General features: G+C 67.9%; 19 protein-coding genes, 1 tRNA gene and 1 pseudogene. 2 read left to right on the top strand and 19 right to left on the bottom strand.

Going from position 1 to position 19444, the window contains the following annotated elements; all coding sequences use genetic code 11:
- From nuoE to tpiA, 8 genes are all read right to left on the bottom strand, one after another.
- Complete coding sequence (gene nuoE / locus OVA13_RS02015; RefSeq protein WP_267792163.1) at positions 1-528, bottom strand: NADH-quinone oxidoreductase subunit NuoE; 528 nt, start codon at positions 526-528, stop codon at positions 1-3.
- Complete coding sequence (locus tag OVA13_RS02010; RefSeq protein ID WP_267792162.1) at positions 525-1829, bottom strand: NADH-quinone oxidoreductase subunit D; 1305 nt, start codon at positions 1827-1829, stop codon at positions 525-527. The genes nuoE and OVA13_RS02010 overlap by 4 nt, the downstream gene beginning before the upstream one ends.
- On the bottom strand, positions 1826-2551 hold the full coding sequence (locus OVA13_RS02005) for an NADH-quinone oxidoreductase subunit C (protein ID WP_267792161.1): 726 nt from the start codon (positions 2549-2551) through the stop codon (positions 1826-1828). The genes OVA13_RS02010 and OVA13_RS02005 overlap by 4 nt, the downstream gene beginning before the upstream one ends.
- Positions 2552-2605: 54 nt before the next feature.
- Positions 2606-3160: a NuoB/complex I 20 kDa subunit family protein gene (locus tag OVA13_RS02000; RefSeq protein ID WP_267792160.1), complete on the bottom strand. Its 555-nt coding sequence runs from the start codon at positions 3158-3160 to the stop codon at positions 2606-2608.
- Entirely contained in the window at positions 3151-3507 is a 357-nt protein-coding gene (locus OVA13_RS01995; protein ID WP_267792159.1) for an NADH-quinone oxidoreductase subunit A, read from the bottom strand. Before OVA13_RS01995 ends, OVA13_RS02000 begins: the two co-directional genes overlap by 10 nt.
- Positions 3508-3909: 402 nt before the next feature.
- A tRNA-Leu gene (locus OVA13_RS01990) sits at positions 3910-3994 on the bottom strand.
- A 44-nt stretch (positions 3995-4038) separates the two neighbouring features.
- Positions 4039-4515, bottom strand: coding sequence for a preprotein translocase subunit SecG (secG, locus tag OVA13_RS01985; protein WP_267792158.1), 477 nt, complete (start codon positions 4513-4515; stop codon positions 4039-4041).
- 59 nt (positions 4516-4574) lie between these two features.
- A complete protein-coding gene (tpiA, locus tag OVA13_RS01980; protein WP_267792157.1) occupies positions 4575-5333 on the bottom strand; it encodes a triose-phosphate isomerase in 759 nt (252 codons plus the stop codon).
- Between the two features lie 175 nt (positions 5334-5508).
- Here tpiA and OVA13_RS01975 point away from each other — a divergent pair, with 175 nt between their 5' ends.
- On the top strand, positions 5509-6285 hold the full coding sequence (locus tag OVA13_RS01975) for an SDR family NAD(P)-dependent oxidoreductase (protein WP_267793604.1): 777 nt from the start codon (positions 5509-5511) through the stop codon (positions 6283-6285).
- A 116-nt stretch (positions 6286-6401) separates the two neighbouring features.
- Here OVA13_RS01975 and OVA13_RS01970 read toward each other — a convergent pair whose 3' ends face one another.
- The 5 genes from OVA13_RS01970 to trpB form a co-directional block, all read right to left on the bottom strand.
- A complete protein-coding gene (locus OVA13_RS01970) occupies positions 6402-7340 on the bottom strand; it encodes an isopenicillin N synthase family dioxygenase (RefSeq protein ID WP_267792156.1) in 939 nt (312 codons plus the stop codon).
- A 76-nt stretch (positions 7341-7416) separates the two neighbouring features.
- Positions 7417-8766, bottom strand: a complete 1350-nt coding sequence (gene glmM / locus OVA13_RS01965) for a phosphoglucosamine mutase (RefSeq protein WP_267792155.1) — start codon at positions 8764-8766, stop codon at positions 7417-7419.
- Positions 8763-9659: an acetyl-CoA carboxylase, carboxyltransferase subunit beta gene (accD, locus tag OVA13_RS01960; RefSeq protein WP_267792154.1), complete on the bottom strand. Its 897-nt coding sequence runs from the start codon at positions 9657-9659 to the stop codon at positions 8763-8765. Before accD ends, glmM begins: the two co-directional genes overlap by 4 nt.
- Positions 9660-9746: 87 nt before the next feature.
- Complete coding sequence (gene trpA, locus OVA13_RS01955) at positions 9747-10544, bottom strand: tryptophan synthase subunit alpha (protein ID WP_267792153.1); 798 nt, start codon at positions 10542-10544, stop codon at positions 9747-9749.
- Positions 10541-11755 (bottom strand): tryptophan synthase subunit beta, encoded by a 1215-nt coding sequence (gene trpB / locus OVA13_RS01950; protein WP_267792152.1) that lies wholly within the window; start codon positions 11753-11755, stop codon positions 10541-10543. The genes trpA and trpB overlap by 4 nt, the downstream gene beginning before the upstream one ends.
- A 112-nt stretch (positions 11756-11867) precedes the next feature.
- Here trpB and OVA13_RS01945 point away from each other — a divergent pair, with 112 nt between their 5' ends.
- Positions 11868-12755, top strand: a complete 888-nt coding sequence (locus OVA13_RS01945; protein ID WP_267792151.1) for a LysR family transcriptional regulator — start codon at positions 11868-11870, stop codon at positions 12753-12755.
- 16 nt (positions 12756-12771) lie between these two features.
- Here OVA13_RS01945 and OVA13_RS01940 read toward each other — a convergent pair whose 3' ends face one another.
- The 6 genes and pseudogenes from OVA13_RS01940 to aroC form a co-directional block, all read right to left on the bottom strand.
- Positions 12772-13404 (bottom strand): phosphoribosylanthranilate isomerase, encoded by a 633-nt coding sequence (locus OVA13_RS01940; protein ID WP_267792150.1) that lies wholly within the window; start codon positions 13402-13404, stop codon positions 12772-12774.
- Between the two features lie 144 nt (positions 13405-13548).
- Positions 13549-14325, bottom strand: a pseudogene (gene truA, locus OVA13_RS01935) (tRNA pseudouridine(38-40) synthase TruA); the annotation flags it as partial.
- Between the two features lie 16 nt (positions 14326-14341).
- Entirely contained in the window at positions 14342-16078 is a 1737-nt protein-coding gene (locus OVA13_RS01930; protein WP_267792149.1) for a FimV/HubP family polar landmark protein, read from the bottom strand.
- 86 nt (positions 16079-16164) lie between these two features.
- A complete protein-coding gene (locus OVA13_RS01925) occupies positions 16165-17190 on the bottom strand; it encodes an aspartate-semialdehyde dehydrogenase (protein WP_267792148.1) in 1026 nt (341 codons plus the stop codon).
- A 75-nt stretch (positions 17191-17265) separates the two neighbouring features.
- Positions 17266-18297 carry a 2-hydroxyacid dehydrogenase gene (locus OVA13_RS01920; RefSeq protein ID WP_267792147.1) on the bottom strand — a complete coding sequence of 344 codons (1032 nt, stop codon included), beginning with the start codon at positions 18295-18297 and terminating at the stop codon, positions 17266-17268.
- A complete protein-coding gene (gene aroC, locus OVA13_RS01915; protein ID WP_267792146.1) occupies positions 18290-19408 on the bottom strand; it encodes a chorismate synthase in 1119 nt (372 codons plus the stop codon). Before aroC ends, OVA13_RS01920 begins: the two co-directional genes overlap by 8 nt.
- Positions 19409-19444 lie beyond the last annotated feature (36 nt).

The raw sequence follows: 19444 nt of genomic DNA, 5'->3' as shown, positions 1-19444 counted from the left end.
TTACTCCAGCCCGTCCAGCAGCTCGTCGACCTTCGCCGGCGTGAGATTCTCGTGGTAGTGGCCGTTGATGACGACCACCGGCGCGCCGCAGCACGCGGCCACGCACTCTTCTTCGCGCTTCAGGTACACGCGGCCATCGGCGGTCGATTCGCCCAGCCTGCAGCCGAGCTTCTTCTCGGCGTGCTTCACCAGGTCCTCGGCGCCGTTGAGCCAGCAGCTGATGTTGGTGCAGAACGCCACGTTGTTGCGGCCGACCTTCTCGGTCTCGAACATCGAGTAGAAGCTGGCGACCTCGTAGGCCCACACCGGCGGCAGGTCCAGGTACTTGGCGACGGCGGCGATCAGCTCGTCGGTCAGCCAGCCGCTGTTCTGCTCCTGGGCCGCATGCAGGCCCTGCAGCACTGCGGACCGCTTGCGGTCCGGCGGGAACTTGGTCAGCCAATGGTCGATGTGCGCGCGCGTCGCGTCGCTCAACGCGACAAGCGGGTCGACATTCTGCGCCGCTTCGAAATTACCCGTGGCCCTCATCGGTCCACCTCACCAAAAACAAGATCATAGGTACCGATCATCGCCACGACGTCGGGCAGCATGTGCCCCTTGACGATGGCGTCCATCGACGAAAGATGTGCAAAGCCGGGCGCGCGCAGCTTCAGGCGGAACGGCTTGTTGGCGCCGTCGGACACCAGGTAGCAGGCGAACTCGCCCTTCGGTGCTTCCACCGCGGCGTAGGTCTCGCCGGCGGGCACGCAGTAGCCTTCGCTGAACAGCTTGAAGTGATGGATCAGCGCTTCCATGTCGTCCTTCATCTCCTCGCGGGAGGGGGGCGCGACCTTGAAGTTCTGCACCATGACCGGGCCGGGATTGGCCTTCAGCCACTTCACGCACTGCTGGATGATGCGGTTGGACTGGCGCATCTCGGCCACGCGGACCAGGTAACGGTCGTAGCAGTCGCCGTTGACGCCTACCGGGATGTCGAAATCGACGGTGTCGTACTTGGCATAAGGCTGCTTCTTGCGCAGGTCCCAGGCGATGCCCGAGCCACGCAGCATCGCGCCGGTCATGCCCCACGCGCGGGCTTCTTCCGGCGATATCACGCCGATGCCCACGGTGCGCTGCTTCCAGATGCGGTTGTCGGTGAGCAGTGTCTCGTACTCGTCGACGCGCGCCGGGAAGGTGGAGGTGAAGTCCTCCAGGAAATCCAGCAGCGAGCCTTCACGCGCCTGGTTGAACTGCTTCAGGGCCTTGCCCTTCCGCCACGGCGATTCCTTGTACATCGGCATGCGGTCAGGCAGGTCGCGGTAGACGCCGCCCGGACGGTAGTAGGTGGCGTGCATGCGCGCGCCGCTGACGGCTTCGTAGCAGTCCATCAGCTCTTCGCGCTCGCGGAACGCGTACAGCATGACGGCCATCGCACCCAGGTCGAGCGCGTTGGAACCGACCCACATCAGGTGGTTGAGGATGCGCGTGATCTCGTCGAACATCGTGCGGATGTACTGCGCGCGTTCCGGCGCCTCGATGCCCATCAGGGTTTCGATGGCGCGCACGTAGGCGTGCTCGTTGCACATCATGGACACGTAGTCCAGGCGATCCATGTAGCCGATCGACTGGTTGAACGGCTTGGATTCAGCGAGCTTCTCGGTACCCCGGTGCAGCAGGCCCACGTGGGGGTCGGCACGCACGATGGTCTCGCCGTCCATTTCCAGGATCAGGCGCAGCACGCCGTGCGCGGCCGGATGCTGGGGACCGAAGTTCAGCGTGTAGTTGCGGATCTCCTGCTTGCCTTCGGCAGGATTGCTGGCGAACGCGACGCCGGATTGCGGATTGCTCATGCCTTGCCCTCCCGCCCTGCGGCTTCACCCGCGGCGGTCTGATAGCGGGCGTCGTCGCGGATCACGCGCGGCACGCCGACGCGCGGCTCCACCGAGGTGACCGGTTCGTACACCACGCGCTTCTTCTCTTCGTCGTAGCGGACTTCGACGTTGCCGATCAGCGGGAAGTCCTTGCGGAACGGGTGGCCGACGAAGCCGTAGTCGGTCAGGATGCGGCGCAGGTCCGGGTGGCCTTCGAAAATGATGCCGTACAGGTCGAACGCCTCGCGCTCGAACCAGTTCACGCCCGGCCAGATGCCGTTGACCGATGCCACCACCGGCAGGCCGTCGTCGGGTGCGAAGCAGCGCACGCGCAGGCGACGGTTGTGCTGGTACGACAGCAGGTGCAGCACCACGGCGAAACGGTTGGGCTGGCTGGCGCCCTGCGGGCGCTGTGCCCAGTTGAAGCGGCCGGGTCCGAAGCCCTCGACGCCGCGGCTGAAGCCTTCGGACGATACGTCCGAGGTATCCCACTCATCGCTGCCGTAACCCAGGTAGTCCACGCCGCACACGTCCACGGCCTGCTCGAAACCGAATTCGTCGCGCAGCGCGAGGCAGACCGCGTACCAGGAGGACGACGGGACTTCCAGCGTCACTTCGCCGCGCGGTTCGGCGACGGTGACCACGGCGCCCGCGAAACGCGTGCGCAGCTGATCGGTGAAGTTTGCAGCTTGCTCTGCCATGGGGCGTGGCGTGCTCTGAAGGGGGATGTCGGGGGGACTTCGAGGGAAGACGACTCAGCGCGCGATGGTCTGCGTGCGCCAGATCTTCTTCTGCAGCTGCAGGATGCCGTACACCAGCGCCTCGGCCGTGGGCGGGCAACCGGGCACGTACACGTCCACGGGGACGATACGGTCGCAGCCGCGCACGACGGAGTACGAGTAGTGGTAATAGCCGCCGCCATTGGCGCAGCTGCCCATCGAGATCACCCACTTCGGCTCGGGCATCTGGTCGTAGACCTTGCGCAGTGCCGGGGCCATCTTGTTGACCAGCGTGCCGGCCACGATCATCACGTCGGACTGGCGCGGCGACGGGCGGAACACCACGCCGTAGCGGTCCAGGTCCAGGCGCGAGGTGCCGGCGTGCATCATCTCGACCGCACAGCAGGCCAGGCCGAAGGTCATCGGCCACATCGAGCCGGTGCGTGCCCAGTTCATCAGCGCATCGACGCTGGTGGTCACGTAGCCCTTTTCCAGCAGCGGGTTGTCGCCTTCGGGGCGCAGGATGTCATCCACCCGCCCTTCCGGGATCGGGTTGGTCATCAGACGGTCGATGGTCTGGATCACTCCCATTCGAGCGCTCCCTTTTTCCAAACGTAAATGAAGCCGAGGAACAGCATGCCCACGAACAGGCCCATCGTGACCAGCGCACGCGGGCCGAGTTCCTGGAAGACCAGCGTCCACGGAACGATGAAGATGATTTCCAGATCGAAGACGATGAACTGGATGGCGATCAGGTAATAGCGCACGTCGAACTTCATGCGCGCGTCTTCGAAGGCTTCGAAGCCGCATTCGTAGGGGGACAGCTTCTGCATGTCCGGGCGACGCGGCCCCAGGAAGCGGCCGGCCACCATCAACGCGATGCCGATGCCGGTGGCGACGACCAGGAACAACAGGGTGGGCAGGTAATTGGCCAGCACTCGCTCGTCTCTTCTTGTCCTATCGTCCCGCGCGAAGTCTACACGCAGCATGCGTGCGGACCGCGAAGGACTCGCATGTCGCCAGGGGCCGGGCCATCGCCACGACCTTGCGCGGGTGCGCATGGGAGCCGGGTTGGCCGGGCATCCCGCCAGCATCCACCACTGGAACCGCCGCCGGCTCTCCCGACGGCGGAACCGTTCCGCTGCCGCCCTTCCGCAACACGTACCGGGCCTGCAACGAATCAACGGGATTGTAACGGTTGGTGAACTCGCTAGTAAACGATTACCGGCTCGGGAAGACGCATTCGGCAAAACAAAAAGCCCGCCGTGCGGCGGGCTTTTCGATTGCGATCGGCGGTTTGCGCCGTTCTCCGCGCTGACGGGCGCGGATGCCGTTGATGCTGGTGCCCAAGAGGGGACTCGAACCCCTACGACTTACGTCGCTACCACCTCAAGGTAGTGCGTCTACCAATTCCGCCACCTGGGCTTTGAAACCTGCGCGACTGGCGTGCCGCGCCATTGTAGCGTTGCTCAACCGCCCTGCGGCGGCGTGACCGGGGCCTGCTCGCCGCTGGCGGGTGCCGGCGCGGTGGCCGGCGGCACCACCGGAGCGGGCGCCGCGTCCTGCGGCAGCACCGGAACCGACGTCGGCGCGGCCGGCGCCTGTACCGGGGCGCTGGGGACCGACGACGGCTTGGGCAGTTCGCCCACGGCCGCGCCGGCGGCCGGCACCTGCGTCATCACGCCCAGGTTCTGCTGGGTGACCGGACGGGCACTATGGGTCGCGTACCAGGCCATGAACAGGCTGATGCCGAAGAATGCGATGGCCAGCCACTTGGTGCTCTTGGAGAGGAAGTTGGACGCGCCGCGCGCACCGAACACCGTGCCGGAAGCGCCCCCGCCGAAGCCCGAGCCCGCCTGGGCGCCGGAACCACGCTGCATCAGCACCAGCGCGATGATCGCGATGGCGACCAGCACGTAAACCACATTCAGGATCAACATCCACATTTCGAATCAGTCTCAACCGGTTGAGTCGCCCCATCCCCACGGGATGGGTCGTGCCGGGGTTACCCCCGGTGGGCCGCCGCCTGCGCGATGGCCAGGAAATCCCGGGCGACCAACGAGGCGCCGCCCACCAGCCCTCCATCGACATCGGGCTGCGCGAACAGTTCCGCGGCGTTGTCGGGCTTGACGCTGCCGCCATACAGCAGGGGCAACGAATCGGCGATTCTAGCATCGCGCGCGGCCACTTCGCCACGGATGAATGCGTGCACCGCCTGCGCCTGCGCCGGCGTGGCCGTCAGTCCGGTACCGATGGCCCAGACCGGCTCGTAGGAGATCACCGCCCCATCGAACGCCTGGGGACCCACCAGGTCGAACACGGCCTCGAGCTGCTTCTGGATGCGGAACTCGGTCTGTCCGTCCTTGCGCTGCTGTTCGGTCTCGCCCACGCACAGCACCGGGACCAGCCCGGCGTGCTTGGCCGCCAGGAACTTCTTCGCCACGAATTCGCTGCTCTCGTTGTGGTACTGGCGCCGCTCGGAATGGCCCACCAGGCCATAACGCGCGCCCACGTCGACCAGCATCCGCGCCGACACCTCGCCGGTGTAGGCACCCTTTTCGTTGCTGCTGACGTCCTGCGCGCCGAAGAAGACGCCGCGATTCCCGTAGTCCTCGATCAGTTCGCCCAGGTAAGGAAGCGGCGGCAGGATCAGCACGTCCACCCCGTCCAGCGGCAAACCCGCGACCAGCTCGTCCATCAATGCGGTGGCGAATGCCCGGTCGCCATGGAGCTTCCAGTTTCCCGCTACGAGCTTGCGACGCATAAGACCAATTCCTGTCCAGTTGGGCGCGCAAGTCTAGCCCATGTTCCCGCCCGGCAGGCGCGCCACGGCCTGCGGTGCACGCTATCGTGCGCGGCACGCGCCTCCGCGTCCGCCAGGAAAACGCTGCATGCCCTCCTCTGTTGCCCCTGCTTGACAGGCCTCCGCCGGCCATGCCCTGGTCACCGGCGCCTCCAGCGGCATCGGTGCCGAGATCGCCCGTGAGTACGCCCGCCGCGGCGTCCCGCTCGTGCTGACCGCACGCCGGATCGACCGGCTGGAGGCATTGGCCCAGGAACTGCGCACGCAGGTGCCGGTGGAAGTGGTGGCCGCGGACCTGGCCGACGCCGCCGCGCCCGCGCGGCTGGTGGCGGAACTGGAGCGCCGCGGCGTGAAGGTGCGCATCCTGGTCAACAACGCCGGTTACGGCGTGCCGGGCCGTTACCACGCCAATGCCTGGCCGGTGCACGCCGACTTCCTGCAGGTGATGGTCGGCAGCGTATGCGAACTGACCTGGCGGCTGCTGCCGTCGCTGCGTGGCTTTCCCGATGGCCGCATCCTCAACGTGTCGTCGGTGGCCGGGCTGATCCCCGGTGCCAACGGGCAGACGCTGTATGGCGCGGTGAAGTCCTTCCTGATCAAGTTCAGCGAATCGCTGTCCCAGGAAAACGCGGATCGCGGCGTGCGTGTCACCGTGCTGTGCCCGGGCTTCACCTGGTCCGAATTCCACGACGTGACCGGCACCCGCGGCATGATGGACAAACTGCCGAAGTGGTTCTGGCTTGACGCGGACGACGTGGCCCGGGCCGGCATCGATGCATTGGAGCGCGGCCAGGTGATCGTGGTACCCGGCTGGCGCTACCGGCTGCTGCACGGCATCACCCGCCACCTGCCGGACAACACACGGCTGAAACTGATGGCGCGCAACTCGTCGAAGATCCGCAAGGCGGACTGATCCGGCCAGCATCGTGGCAGATCGCCTGCAACTTCCTGCAGTACGAAAAAGAAGAGCCGGGCAATGCCGGCTCTTCGGGTACATGCGGCCATCGGTGACGGCCCGCCGGCGGTGGATTACTTCAACTTGATCTCGCGCAGGCGCTCTTCCAGATACCCCTGCGCCGTGATCGGTTCGGGGTAGCGGCTGGGATTGTCGGCGGTGACCGTGGACGGCAGCACGTCGATCAGGAAGTCCGGGTTCGGGTGCAGGAAGAACGGCACCGAATAACGCGGCTGGCGCGCCTGTTCGCCCGGCGGGTTGGTCACGCGGTGCGTGGTGGACGGGTACACGTGGTTGGTCAGGCGCTGCAGCATGTCGCCGATGTTGACGACGATGGTGTCGGCGTCGGAGGTGAAAGGCACCCACTCGCCCTGCTTTGACTTCACTTCCAGGCCGGCGGCACTGGCACCCACCAGCAGCGTGATCAGGTTGATGTCCTCGTGCGCACCGGCGCGCACGTTCGGGATGTCGTCGGCAGTGATCGGTGGGTAATGGATCGGGCGCAGGATCGAATTGCCCGAGTCGGTCTTGTCGGCGAAGTACGTCTCCGGCAGGCCGATGTGCAGCGCCAGCGCCGACAGCACGCGCGAACCTAGCTGGTCCAGCGCCTGGTACAGGCCGTACCCGTGTTCGCGGAAGCCGGGGACCTCGACAGGCCACAGGTTCGGCGGCATGACGTCGCGGTACTTCGAATCGTCCGGGATCTCGCGACCGACGTGCCAGAACTCCTTCAGGTCGAAATGCTTGGAGTCCTTGGCGGTCTCCACGCCGAACGGCGTGTAGCCACGCGCACCGCCACCGCCGGGCACGTGGTACTGCTTCTTCACCTCGTCAGGCAGGGCGAAGAAGCGCTTGAACACATCGTAGGCCGCATCGATCTGCGCCTGCGGGATGCCATGGTTGCGGATGCCGGCAAACCCCCATTCGCGATAGGCAGCGCCCAGCTCGGCCACGAAGGCGTCGCGGTCGCTGTCGAAACGGGTGATGTCCAGGGTGGGGATACGGGCACTCATGCGGGTCTGCTCCAACAGGTGGGTCGCGCGGGGACGCCATTGCAACGTCTCCGCGCCAGATATTCATTGATCAGGCTCAAGCCGCGGCGGCAGCCCGCACGGCGTCGGCCAAGGTTTCGAGCGTGCTTTTCACCAGCGCGTCGTCGTCGGCCTCCACCGTCACCCGCACCACCGGCTCAGTGCCGGAAGGACGCAGGAACGCGCGCCCCCGGCCCGACACGGCCGACTGCGCCTGCACCAGTGCGGCCTGCACGCTGGCGGCCTCGGTGGGCTTGGCACCGTTGGCGAGCTTCACGTTGATGGTCTTCTGCGGCAGCATCACCAGCCCGTCCAGCGCGTCGCGCAGCGTTACCTTACGGCGCTTCAGCGCTTCCAGCACCTGCAGCGCAGCGATGATGGCGTCGCCGGTGGTGGTGCGGTCCAGGCAAAGCAGGTGGCCGGACGCTTCGCCGCCCAGTACCGCATTCCCCTCGACCAACGCCTGGTGCACATAGCGGTCGCCGACCTTGGTGCGCACGAACGGGATCTCCAGCTTGCCCAGCGCCCGCTCCAGACCGTAGTTGGTCATCAGCGTGCCGACCACGGGGCCACGCAGGCGTCCGGTGGTCTGCCAGTCGCGGGCGAGCACGTAGATCAGCTGGTCGCCGTCCACCGGCGTGCCCTGCCCGTCCGCCATCAGCACGCGGTCGCCATCGCCGTCGAAGGCGATGCCGAGGTGGGCGCCGGTCTCGCGCACCTTGGCGGCGAGATTGTCGATGTGCATGGAGCCCACGCCATCGTTGATGTTGATGCCGTCGGGCTCGGCACCGATGGTGATCACGTCGGCGCCCAGCTCGCGGAACAGCAGCGGCGCGATGTGGTACGTCGCCCCGTGCGCGCAGTCCAGCACCAGCTTCATGCCGCGCAGGTCGAAGCGACGCGGCACGCTGGCCTTGCAGAATTCCATGTAGCGGCCGACCGCGTCGCGCGTGCGGATGGCCTTGCCGAGCTTCTCGGATTCGGCGGTGAAGAACGGCGCGTCGAGCGCGGCCTCGATGGCCAGCTCGGTGGCATCGTCCAGCTTCTCGCCTTCGGCGGAGAAGAACTTGATGCCGTTGTCGTGGTGCGGGTTGTGAGACGCGCTGATGACGATGCCGGCGTCGGCACCGAGGGTACGGGTGAGGAACGCCACCGCCGGGGTCGGCATGGGACCCATCAGCTGCACGTCGGCGCCGGCGGCGACCAGCCCGGCCTCCAGCGCGGCCTCGAACATGTAGCCGGAGATGCGGGTGTCCTTGCCGATTACCACGACCGGGCGCGCGTCGCCCGCCTTTTCGCACAGCACGCGGCCCAGGGCGTTGCCCAGCCGCAGCACGAAGTCGGCGGAAATCGGGCTGGTACCCACCCGCCCACGGATGCCATCGGTACCGAAATACTTGCGGCTCATGCGGCGTCCACCAGTGCGCTTTCTTCAGGCTTGGGCTGGCGCATCATCAGCGCCAGCAGGTCGGCCAGGCGGTCGCGCATCTCGCGACGGTCGCAGATCTGGTCGATGGCGCCATGCGCCAGCAGGAACTCGGAACGCTGGAAACCCTCCGGCAGCGTTTCGCGCACGGTCTGCTCGATGACGCGCGGGCCGGCGAAGCCGATCAGCGCTTCCGGCTCGGCGATGTTGATGTCGCCCAGCATCGCGAACGAGGCGGACACGCCGCCGGTGGTGGGATGCGTCAGCACCGACACGTACGGCAGGCCCGCGTCGCGCAACCGGCCGAGCGCCGCGGATGTCTTCGCCATCTGCATCAGCGAGAACAGGCTCTCCTGCATGCGTGCACCGCCGCTGGCGGAGAAGCACACGAAAGGCGAACCGATCTCCAGCGCCTTCTCGGCACCCAGCGAGAAGCGTTCGCCGACCACCGAGCCCATCGAACCGCCCATGTAGGCGAAATCGAACGCGCTGGCGACCAGGTCACGGCCTTTCAGCTTGCCCTGCAGGGTGACCAGGGCATCGCGTTCGCCGGTACTCTTCTGCGCGGCCTTGATGCGGTCGGCGTACTTCTTCTGGTCCTTGAACTTCAGCACGTCGGTCGGGCCCAGCGCCGCGCCGATCTCATGGGTTTCGCCCGGGTCGAACAGGGCAGCCAAGCGCGCGCGCGCGCGGATCGGCATGTGGAAGCTGCACTTGGGGCAGACTTCCAGGTTTTCCTCCAGTTCGGGCCGGTAGAGGACGGCGCCGCAACGGTCGCACTTTTCCCACAGGCCCTCGGGCACGCTGCGCTTGTTCTTCCCGCCGCTACCTTCGGTGCGGATGCCGGACGGCATCAGTTTGCTGAGCCAGCTCATGCTTGGTCTTGCTTCCTGCCCCGGGCGGGGCCGAATGGATTAGCGCGGCAGTTTAGCCTAGTCGTCCATGCACGACCGTATGGTCCATCAGGCGTCCAGTGCAGCCCGCAACGGGGCCAGGAAGGCCGAGGCACGCGCCGCCGCCCGGGCGCCTTCTCCCGCCAGTTCCGCGACCAGCGCGCTGCCCACCACCACCCCATCGGCATCGACCGCCATGGCGGCGGCACTGGCGGCATCCTTGATGCCGAACCCGGCCACCACCGGCACCTGCGAGGCGGCACGAAGCTGCCGCAGGCGCCCGCCCGCGGCTGCCGTGTCCAGTCGGTCCGACGCGCCCGTGACCCCGGCGAAACTGACGTAGTACAGGTAGCCCTGGGCGGTTTCGCAGAGCATCCGCAGGCGCTCCGGCGAGGTGGTCGGCGACGCCAGCGCGATCAGTGCCAACCCGTGGCGGCCGAAGATCTCCCGCGTATCGGCGGACTCCTCGGGCGGCAGGTCGACCAGCAGCACGCCATCCACGCCGGCGGCGACGGCTTCGCGGGCGAAGCGTTCCGTACCGTGGATCTCCACCGGGTTCAGGTAGCCCATCAGCACGACGGGCGTGCCGTCATCCTGCTGGCGGAACACCTCCACCGCCTCCAGCACGTAGCGCAGCCCTGCTCCGCGCGCCAAGGCGCGTTCCGAGCTGCGCTGGATGACCGGCCCATCCGCCATGGGGTCGGAGAACGGCACCCCCAGTTCGATCACGTCCGCCCCGGCCTGCACCAGCGCATGCATCACCGGCACCGTGGATTCCAGCGACGGGTCGCCAGCGGTGATGAAGGGAATCAGGGCCTCGCGGCCGGCGGCCTTCAGTTCGGCGAATGTCGTCTGCAGTCGGCTCATAGCGTGATCCCCTCCCGCGCGGCGATGGTATGCACGTCCTTGTCGCCACGACCGGACAGGTTGCACAGCACCAGGGCGTCTTTCGGCAGTGCGCGCGCCAGCTTCATGGCCTGTGCCACGGCATGGCTGGACTCCAGCGCCGGCAGGATGCCCTCGGTGCGCGCCAGCGTGTGGAAGGCATGCAGGGCTTCGTCGTCAGTGATGCCGACGTACTCGGCGCGGCCGGTGTCCTTGAGGAAGGCGTGCTCCGGCCCGACGCCGGGGTAATCCAGGCCGGCGGAGATCGAGTGGGTTTCGATGATCTGGCCATCGTCATCGCAGATCACGTAGGTGCGGTTGCCATGCAGCACGCCCGGGCGCCCGGCGGCCAGCGACGAGGCGTGGCGGCCGGTTTCGATACCGTCGCCCGCCGCCTCGGCACCGACGATGCGCACGCCGGCATCGTTGAGGAACGCATGGAACAGGCCGATCGCGTTGCTGCCGCCCCCCACGCAGGCGGTGATGGCGTCGGGCAGGCGGCCGTAGTCCTCCAGCATCTGCGCGCGCGCTTCGCGGCCGACGATGGCGTTGAAATCGCGCACCATGCGCGGGTACGGGTCCGGACCGGCGACCGTGCCGATGATGTAGAAGGTGTCGTGCACGTTGGTCACCCAGTCGCGCATGGCCTCGTTCAACGCATCCTTCAGCGTGGCCGAGCCGCTGGTCACCGGTACCACCGTCGCACCGAGCAGCTTCATGCGGTAGACGTTGATCTTCTGGCGCTCGATGTCGGTGGCGCCCATGTACACCACGCATTCCAGACCCAGCCGCGCGGCGACGGTTGCGCTGGCGACGCCATGCTGGCCGGCGCCCGTCTCGGCAATGATGCGGGTCTTGCCCATGCGGCTGGCCAGCAGCGCCTGGCCGATGGTGTTGTTGATCTTGTGCGCGCCGGTGTGGTTGAGGTCCTCGCGCTTGAGCAGGATGCGGGCGCCGCCGACCTCGCGGGTCAGCCGCTCGGCTTCGTAGATGGGGCTGGGGCGGCCGACGTAGTGCTTGAGGTCCTTGTCGAACTCGGCAATGAAGGCCGGATCGATGCGGGCGGCCTCGTAGGCATCCGCCAGTTCCTGCAGCGGGCCGATCAGGGTTTCGGCGACGAAGCGACCGCCGTAGCGCCCGAAGTGGCCGGCGGCATCGGGGTAGGCGTGGAAATCGGTAGGGGTGACGCTCATGGGAAGTCCGGGCAACGGGCAGCGTGGCGCCGCCGGGATTCCTCACTTTAGCGCACCACAATGGCATCAGAAAGCGATTAAACCGGACGGACATGTGAGATAAACTCACGGCATGACCCGTCATGCCCTGCCCTCGCTCAATGCCCTCCGCGCCTTCGAGGCGGCCGCCAGGCGGGGAAGCGTCAGCCAGGCCGCGGCCGAACTGCACGTGACCCACGGGGCGGTCAGCCGGCATATCCGCGCCCTTGAAGACGATCTCGGCCGTCCCTTGTTCATCCGCGATGGTCGCGGACTGGCGCTGACCGCCGATGGCGTCCGCCTCCGCGATGCGGCCAGCGATGCCTTCGGCAGGCTGCAGGACGCCTACACGCGCCTGCGCCGGGACGGCACCCCGGCGGCGCTGGTGCTGGGCTGCCCGGGCAGCCTGCTGGCGCGCTGGGTGATTCCCCGGCTGGAACGGCTCGGCAGCGAACTGCCCCTGGTCAAGCTGCACCTGTCGGCGCAGGAAAGTGGCTTCGATCTGCGCCTTGGCGGACTGGATGCGGCGCTCCTGCTGGGCGAAGCGCCGTGGCCCGAGGAGTGGCGGGTGCACTCGCTCGCACCCGAACGGATCGGGCCGGTACTCAGTCCACGCCATGCCGCCTTTGCCCGTCTGCAGCACGCGCCGGCCGCGGGACTGATCGAAGAAGCGGTGCTGCACACCACCTCGCGCCCGCAGGCCTGGTCGCGCTGGTTCGCGTCACAGCACATGGAGGCCGGCCAGCTGCGGCTGGGCACCGGCTTCGACCATCTGACCTACCTGCTGGAAGCCGCGGCCGCCGGGCTCGGCGTCGCCATCGCGCCAGAGGAACTGGTCAGTGCCGACATCGCCGCGGGACGGCTGGTGGCACCCTGGGGTTTCGCGGAAACCGGCGGCGAATGGGCGCTGTGCACCACACAGGGCAATCGCGATGCACGGATCGCCCCGCTGGTCGACTGGCTGAAGCGCGAACTCGCCTAGCGCGTGCTGCGCGGGCCTACAGTGTCGATTCGGCGTGCTTCACCGCGTCGACGAAGCGGCGCATTTTCTCGGCATCCTTGATGCCGGGCGCGCTCTCGATACCGCTGGAGACATCCACGCCCCATGGCCGGGCGGTGCGCAGTGCCACGCCCACGTTCTCCGGCGACAGACCTCCGGCCAGCAGGAAGGGCTTGTCCAGCGCCGTGGGCATCTGCTTCCAGTCGAAACGCTTGCCGCTTCCCCCCTGTTCGCCTGCCGCATGCCCATCGAACAGGAAGCCACTGGCGGACGGGTAGCGCGCGATGCTGGAAAACGCACTCTCCGCCTGCCCGCCCATCGCGATGGCCTTGAAGAACGGCAGTCCGAACGACGCGCACAGCGCATCGTCTTCATCGCCGTGGAACTGCAGCACGTCGGGCTGCAGCGACTCGACAACCTTCTCGACCTCGCCGCGCACGTTGTCCATCACCAGGGCGACGACGGCGATCTCTTCCGGCACCAGGTCGCGCAGCATCCGCGCCTGCCCCAGCAGCAACCGCCGCGGGCTCTGCGGCGCGAATACCAGTCCGACATAGTCCGCGCCCAGCTCGACCGCCAGGCGGACGTCTTCGGCGCGGGTCAGCCCGCAGAACTTGATGCGCGTATGCATGGAGGGTGATCGGAACGGAGATCGGGTTGGAGCGTAGCTTGTTTTGGTCGCCGCCGTGGCGGCAACGCCGGTGGCACTCTACCGCTCGATGCGGTCTTCCGGAGAGCCCGGACCGGACACGGAATGAGGGCGTGCTTCTTCCAGCGTCACCTCGGCCGGCAACCCCCATTCCGCGGGGTACAGCGGACTGACGAAGACCAGTCCGTCCGGCGGCGCGGTCGGCCCGGCGACCGTGCGATCCCGACCTGCCAGCAGCTCGGCGATCCAGTGCTCCGGTTGTTCCCCACGCCCGACCACCAGCAACGATCCGACGATGTTGCGCACCATGTGGTGAAGGAAGGCATTGGCCTGCACCTCCACCACCACGCGCTCACCGTCGCGGCGGACGGTAATCGCCTGCAGGTTGCGCATGGCATGCGGGGCCTGGCAGTGCACCGTACGGAAGGCACTGAAGTCGTTTTCGCCCAGCAAGGCCTGCGCGGCGCGGTGCATCGCATCGGCATCCAGCGGAATGCGTTCCCAGCTCAGGTACTGGCGCTCCAAGGCCGGCCGCGCCAAGCGGTTGACCAGCGAGTAGCGGTAGCGCCGCGCACGTGCGGAAAAACGGGCGTGGAAATCGTCCGGCATGGGCTGGCACCAACGCGCGCACACGCCAGGCGGCAACCGCGACGTGGCGCCGAGCACCCAGCTGCGCGGATCGCGCGCGGCTTCGCTGTCGAAATGCACCACCTGGCATTGCGCATGCACGCCGGCATCGGTGCGACCGGCGCAGATCGTGTTGACCTGCGCATCCGCCACCGAGGAGAGCGCACCTTCCAGCGCCGCCTGCACGGTGGTGTCATCCGGCGTGCCCGAGGGCGTCAACCGCTGCCACCCCATGAATCCGCCGCCGTCGTACTCGACGCCCAGCGCGTAACGCATCAGCGCTCCATCCCGGTCAGCCGATCTCGCGCAGCAGTTGCAGGGCCTCGTCGCGCGCGCTCGCATCGTTGCCGGCGGCGACTTCATTCAGCAGGTCGCGTGCCGTGACCACGTCGCCGAGGTCCAGGTAGGCGACGGCGAGTTCCAGGCGGTCCCGCCCGGCGGACGCGGCATTGAGCGGCGGCACGGAGGTGGCGGCATCGCCCGAATGCCAGGTCGGCCCCGCCTTGCCCTTGGCGACGGCTGCCGGGCGCGGTGCGGCCGGTGCCACCTTCGGCACCACCGCGGCGGGGGCCACGATCACCGGTTCGAGCGGTGCAGGGGACTCGACGATCTCATCCACCGGTGCCGCCGGGGCCGGGATGCCGGCGGCCAGTTCCGCGGCACGGCTGGTGCTGGCGGGTGCTTCGGCCAGCACATGGCTGCGGGGCACGGGGGCCGGCGACAGGCGCTTGCGGCGCTGGGCGAAACCCCAGGCCAGCGAGCCGGCGAACAGCAGGCCGAAGCCGGCCCACGCCCAGACCGGCACGCCGCCATCGCTGCCCTGCGACTGCGCCAGGCGCTGCTGCGCGGCGGCCAGGTCGCTGTCCTTCATCGCCAGCAGCTGCGCCTGCTGCTGCTTCAACTTTTCCAGTTCTTCCACCTGCGAGCGCAGTTCCTGCACTTCGGCTTCGCGCGCGGCCAGGTCTTCCTTGGACTGCTGCAGTTGTTCGTTCGCCAACATCTCGCCCTCACCGCCGGCGTTGATGCCGGACTGGGTTCCAGAACCCGCGGCGCCTACCGCGGGAGGTGCAATTTCAAGCCGCGCACTGGCGACCTGCGCCGCCGGTGCCGTCGAAGCCGTCGCCGGACGCGGCGATGCCGGCTCGACCACCGCCGCCGGTTGCGGGATGGGCTGCCTGGCACGCCGCCATTCCGCGATCTGCGTGCGCACCAGCGCCGTCGCTTCGCTCTCCAGGAGCGTCTGGGCTGCGGCCGTCTCCGGCACGCGCAGCACGGCGCCCTGCTTGAGCAGGTTCAGATTGCCGTTGATGAAGGCCTCGGGATTGGCGCGCAGCAGCGCGACCATCGCCTGGTCCAGCGTGTACCCCTGCGCTTGCGCCAGCGGCTGGGCGATCTGCGACAGCGTCTGGCCGCGACGCACCGGTGCCAGCGTGTCGCCCGGCACGATGTCGGACGCCGGCGGCGCCACTGGAGCGGTTGCCATGGGCGGGGGCGTCGAGACCACGGGCGTCGGCTCGGGGGCCGGCTCCGGGACCGTCGGCGTGGGTGTTTCGGGCTCGGCGGCGGCGACCGCCGGTTCCGGCAGCCGTTCGATGACATCCGTGGGCGCGGCCACCGGTGCGTCGATCAGGGGCTGCTCGGCGGCGGCCAGCGTACCGGGCGTACTGACCAGCGCGGAGTATTCGCGCACCAGCCTGCCCTGCCCCCAGTCGACCTCGATCAGGAAATTGACCGCGGCCACGTCCACCGGCGTACGGCTGGTGACGCGCACCACCGGTCGCCCGGAATCGTCCAGGGCCACCGTGAAATCCAGTTCGTTGACCAGGCCCTGCGGGCGCGGCAGGCCAACGCGCTCGAACGTCGTCGGCGACGCCAGCCGTGCGCGCAGTTGCTCGAGTTCGCCCGGCTCGCTGGAAATGATCGGGATCTCGGCCAGCAGCGGCTGGCCGGGTTGCGACTTGACCCTGATTTCGCCCAGGCCCAGCGCGAGGGCGGCGTTGCTCAGCAACGCCAGCCCCAGCCCGATCATGCCGGCCAGGCGGTGTCTTGCCGTCCGATGTCTTTGCGTCGGTTTCACGGCGCTCCCCCAAGTTTCCCGGGCACGACTATAGCCTTTCAGCCGTTTTTCGCCACCAGTTCCGCCACCTGCACGGCATTCAGCGCCGCGCCCTTGCGGATGTTGTCGGACACGATCCACATGTTGAGGCCGCGCGGATGGGAGAAATCATCGCGGATGCGTCCCACGTACACCGGGTCGGTACCGGAAGCATGGGTGACCGGCGTCGGGTAGCCGCCCGGTGCGCGGTCGTCGACCACTTCCACGCCCGGCGCGTTTTCCAGCAGCGTGCGCGCTTCCTCGGGGGTGATCTTGGTCTTCGTCTCGATGTTGACGGCCTCGGAATGGCCGTAGAACACCGGCACGCGCACCGCGGTGGGATTCACCTGGATGCTGTCGTCGCCGAGGATCTTGCGGGTTTCCCACACCAGCTTCATTTCTTCCTTGGTGAAGCCATTGTCGAGGAACTCGTCGATCTGGGGGATCAGGTTGAACGCGATCTGCACCGGGAAGCGCTGCGGGTCGATCTCCTGGAAGTTGAGCAGCTGACCGGTCTGCTTGCCCAGTTCCTCCAGCGCCGAACGGCCGCCGCCGGACACCGACTGGTAGGTGGCCACGTTGATGCGCTCGATGCCCACCTTGCGGTGGATCGGCGCCAGCGCCACCAGCATCTGCATGGTGGAGCAGTTGGGGTTGGCGATGATCCCGCGCGGGCGGTTCTGCACCTGCTCGGGGTTCACTTCGCTGACCACCAGCGGCACGTCGTCGTCGTAGCGGAACGCCGACGAGTTGTCGATCACCACCGCGCCGGCGGCGGCGAACTTCGGCGCGTATTCCTTCGACACGCCGCCGCCCGCGGAGAACAGCGCGATGTCGACGCCGGCCGGATCGAAGGTGGCCAGGTCCTGCACGGCGATCTTCTGGCCCTTGTAGTCGACGGTGCCGCCGGCGGAACGTTCGGACGCCAGCGCGATCAGCTTGCCGACGGGAAAGTCGCGCTCGGCCAGGATGGACAGCATGGTTTCGCCGACGGCGCCGGTAGCGCCCACGACGGCGACGGTGAAGCTACGGTTCTGGTTGCTCATGGAAGATGGTTTCTTGGAAAGTGGGGAATGAAGACAGCGGAAGGTGGCTGTGTTCGGGGAACCTGCGGACGTGCCTCAGGCTCCCTGTCGTTTGGCGATGATGGTTTTGCCGGCGACCAGCGCTTCCGGATTGACCGGCGTCGGCGGGTCGCCCGCGCGCGGGCCCTCGCCCAGCGCGGCGATCAGGTTGTCCACCGCCAGCGCGACCATCGCCCGCCGCGTGGCCAGGCTGCCGCTGGCGATGTGCGGGGTCAGCACCACGTTGCGCAGTGCCAGCAGCTCGGGACGGACGGTGGGCTCGCCCTCGTACACGTCGAGCCCGGCGGCGGCCAGGCGACCGTGGGCGAGCGCGTCGGCCAGTGCCGCCTCGTCGACGATGCCACCGCGCGCGATGTTCACCAGGGTGGCGGTGGGCTTCATCTTCGCCAGCGCGACGGCGTCGATCAGGTGGTGGACCTGCGGTGAATACGGCAATACCAGCACCAGATGGTCGGACTGCGCCAGCAGGGCCTCGAAGCTGGCGTACGCGGCGCCTGTCTCGAGCTCGACGTCAGCCGGCAGGCGGCTGCGGTTGTGGTACAGCACGCGCATGCCGAAGCCGCGCGCGCGACGGGCGATGCCCTGCCCGATCCGCCCCATGCCCAGGATGCCCAGCGTGCTGCCGTGCAGGTCGGCGCCGAGCATGGTGCCGAACGACCATTGCTGCCACTTGCCCTCACGCAGCCAGCGTTCGGATTCGGTGATGCGGCGTGCGGTGGCCATCAGCAATGCGAAGCCGAAGTCGGCGGTCGTTTCCGTCAGCACATCGGGGGTGTTGGTCGCGACGATGCCGGCGGAGGTCAGCGCGGGAATGTCGAGGTTGTTGTAGCCCACGCCCACGTTGGCGATGGCCCGCAGCTGCGGTGCGCCCGCGATCTCGGCGGCGCCGATGCGCTCGTTGAGCGTGACCAGCGCGCCGGCGCTGTCGCGCAACGATTCGGCAATGGCCTGCGGCGCATGTTCGGTTACCGCATCCACCTGCGTCACGTCGAAATGCGCACGCAAGCGTTCGACGATGTCGTCGAACAGCGGCTGCGACACCCAGACGCGGCGGCGGGCTTCAGCCATCTAGGCTTCCCGACTGCACGTCACCGGGAATCAGCGGCGGCACCTCACCGACATCGCCGCACTGCGCGCGGTGGCGCAGGGCCTGGTCCATCAGCACCAGCGCCATCATGGCTTCGGCGATCGGGGTGGCGCGGATGCCGACGCAGGGATCATGGCGCCCGGTGGTGATGACCTCGACGGCCTGGCCGGTCGCATCCACGGTCTGCCCGGGCAGGCGCAGGCTGGAGGTGGGCTTCAGCACGATGGACGCGGTGACCTGCTGGCCGGTGGAAATGCCGCCGAGGATGCCGCCTGCATGATTGGACAGGAAGCCCTGTGGCGTCATCAGGTCGCGATGCTCGGTGCCCTTCTGGGTGACGGCGGCGAAGCCGTCGCCGATCTCCACGCCCTTCACCGCATTAATGCTCATCAGCGCAGCGGCAAGTTCGCCGTCCAGCTTGCCGTAGATCGGCTCGCCCCAGCCAGCCGGCACCCCGGCGGCCACGACGTTGACGCGCGCGCCGATCGAATCGCCCGACTTGCGCAGCGCATCCATGTAGGTTTCCAGCGCCGGCACCTGCGCCGCATGTGGCCAGAAGAACGGATTGCCTTCCACCGCCTCCCAGTCGAAGCCTTCCGGCGTGATCGGCCCCAGCTGCGACAGGTAACCGCGCACGGTCACGCCGAAGCGTTGCGCCAGCCACTTCTTGGCGATCACCCCAGCGGCCACGCGCATGGTGGTTTCGCGGGCGGACGAACGACCGCCACCGCGCGGATCGCGGATGCCGTACTTCTGCCAGTAGCTGTAGTCGGCATGGCCCGGCCGGAACTGCTGGGCGATGTTGGCGTAGTCCTTGCTGCGCTGGTCGGTGTTGCGGATGAGCAGCGCGATGGGCGTGCCGGTGGTGCGGCCTTCGTACACGCCGCTGAGGATCTCGACCTCGTCGGCCTCGTGGCGCGCGGAGGTGTGGCGCGACTTGCCGGTGGCGCGGCGCTCCAGGTCGTGGCGGAATTCTTCCGCTGCGATCTCCAGGCCCGGCGGACAGCCGTCGACCACGCAGCCGATGGCGGGCCCGTGCGATTCGCCGAACGTGGTGACGGTGAGGAGTTTTCCGAAACTGTTGCTGCTCAAGGCGGGCTCTCGCGTGGAGCGGAGGGTTCTCCGCTG

Origin of the sequence: Pseudoxanthomonas sp. SL93 (assembly GCF_026625825.1) — a bacterium.
Taxonomy (GTDB): Bacteria; Pseudomonadota; Gammaproteobacteria; order Xanthomonadales; family Xanthomonadaceae; genus Pseudoxanthomonas_A.
The sequence above is the reverse complement of the archived record's forward strand: the minus strand, read 5'-3'. Positions and strand labels throughout refer to the sequence as shown.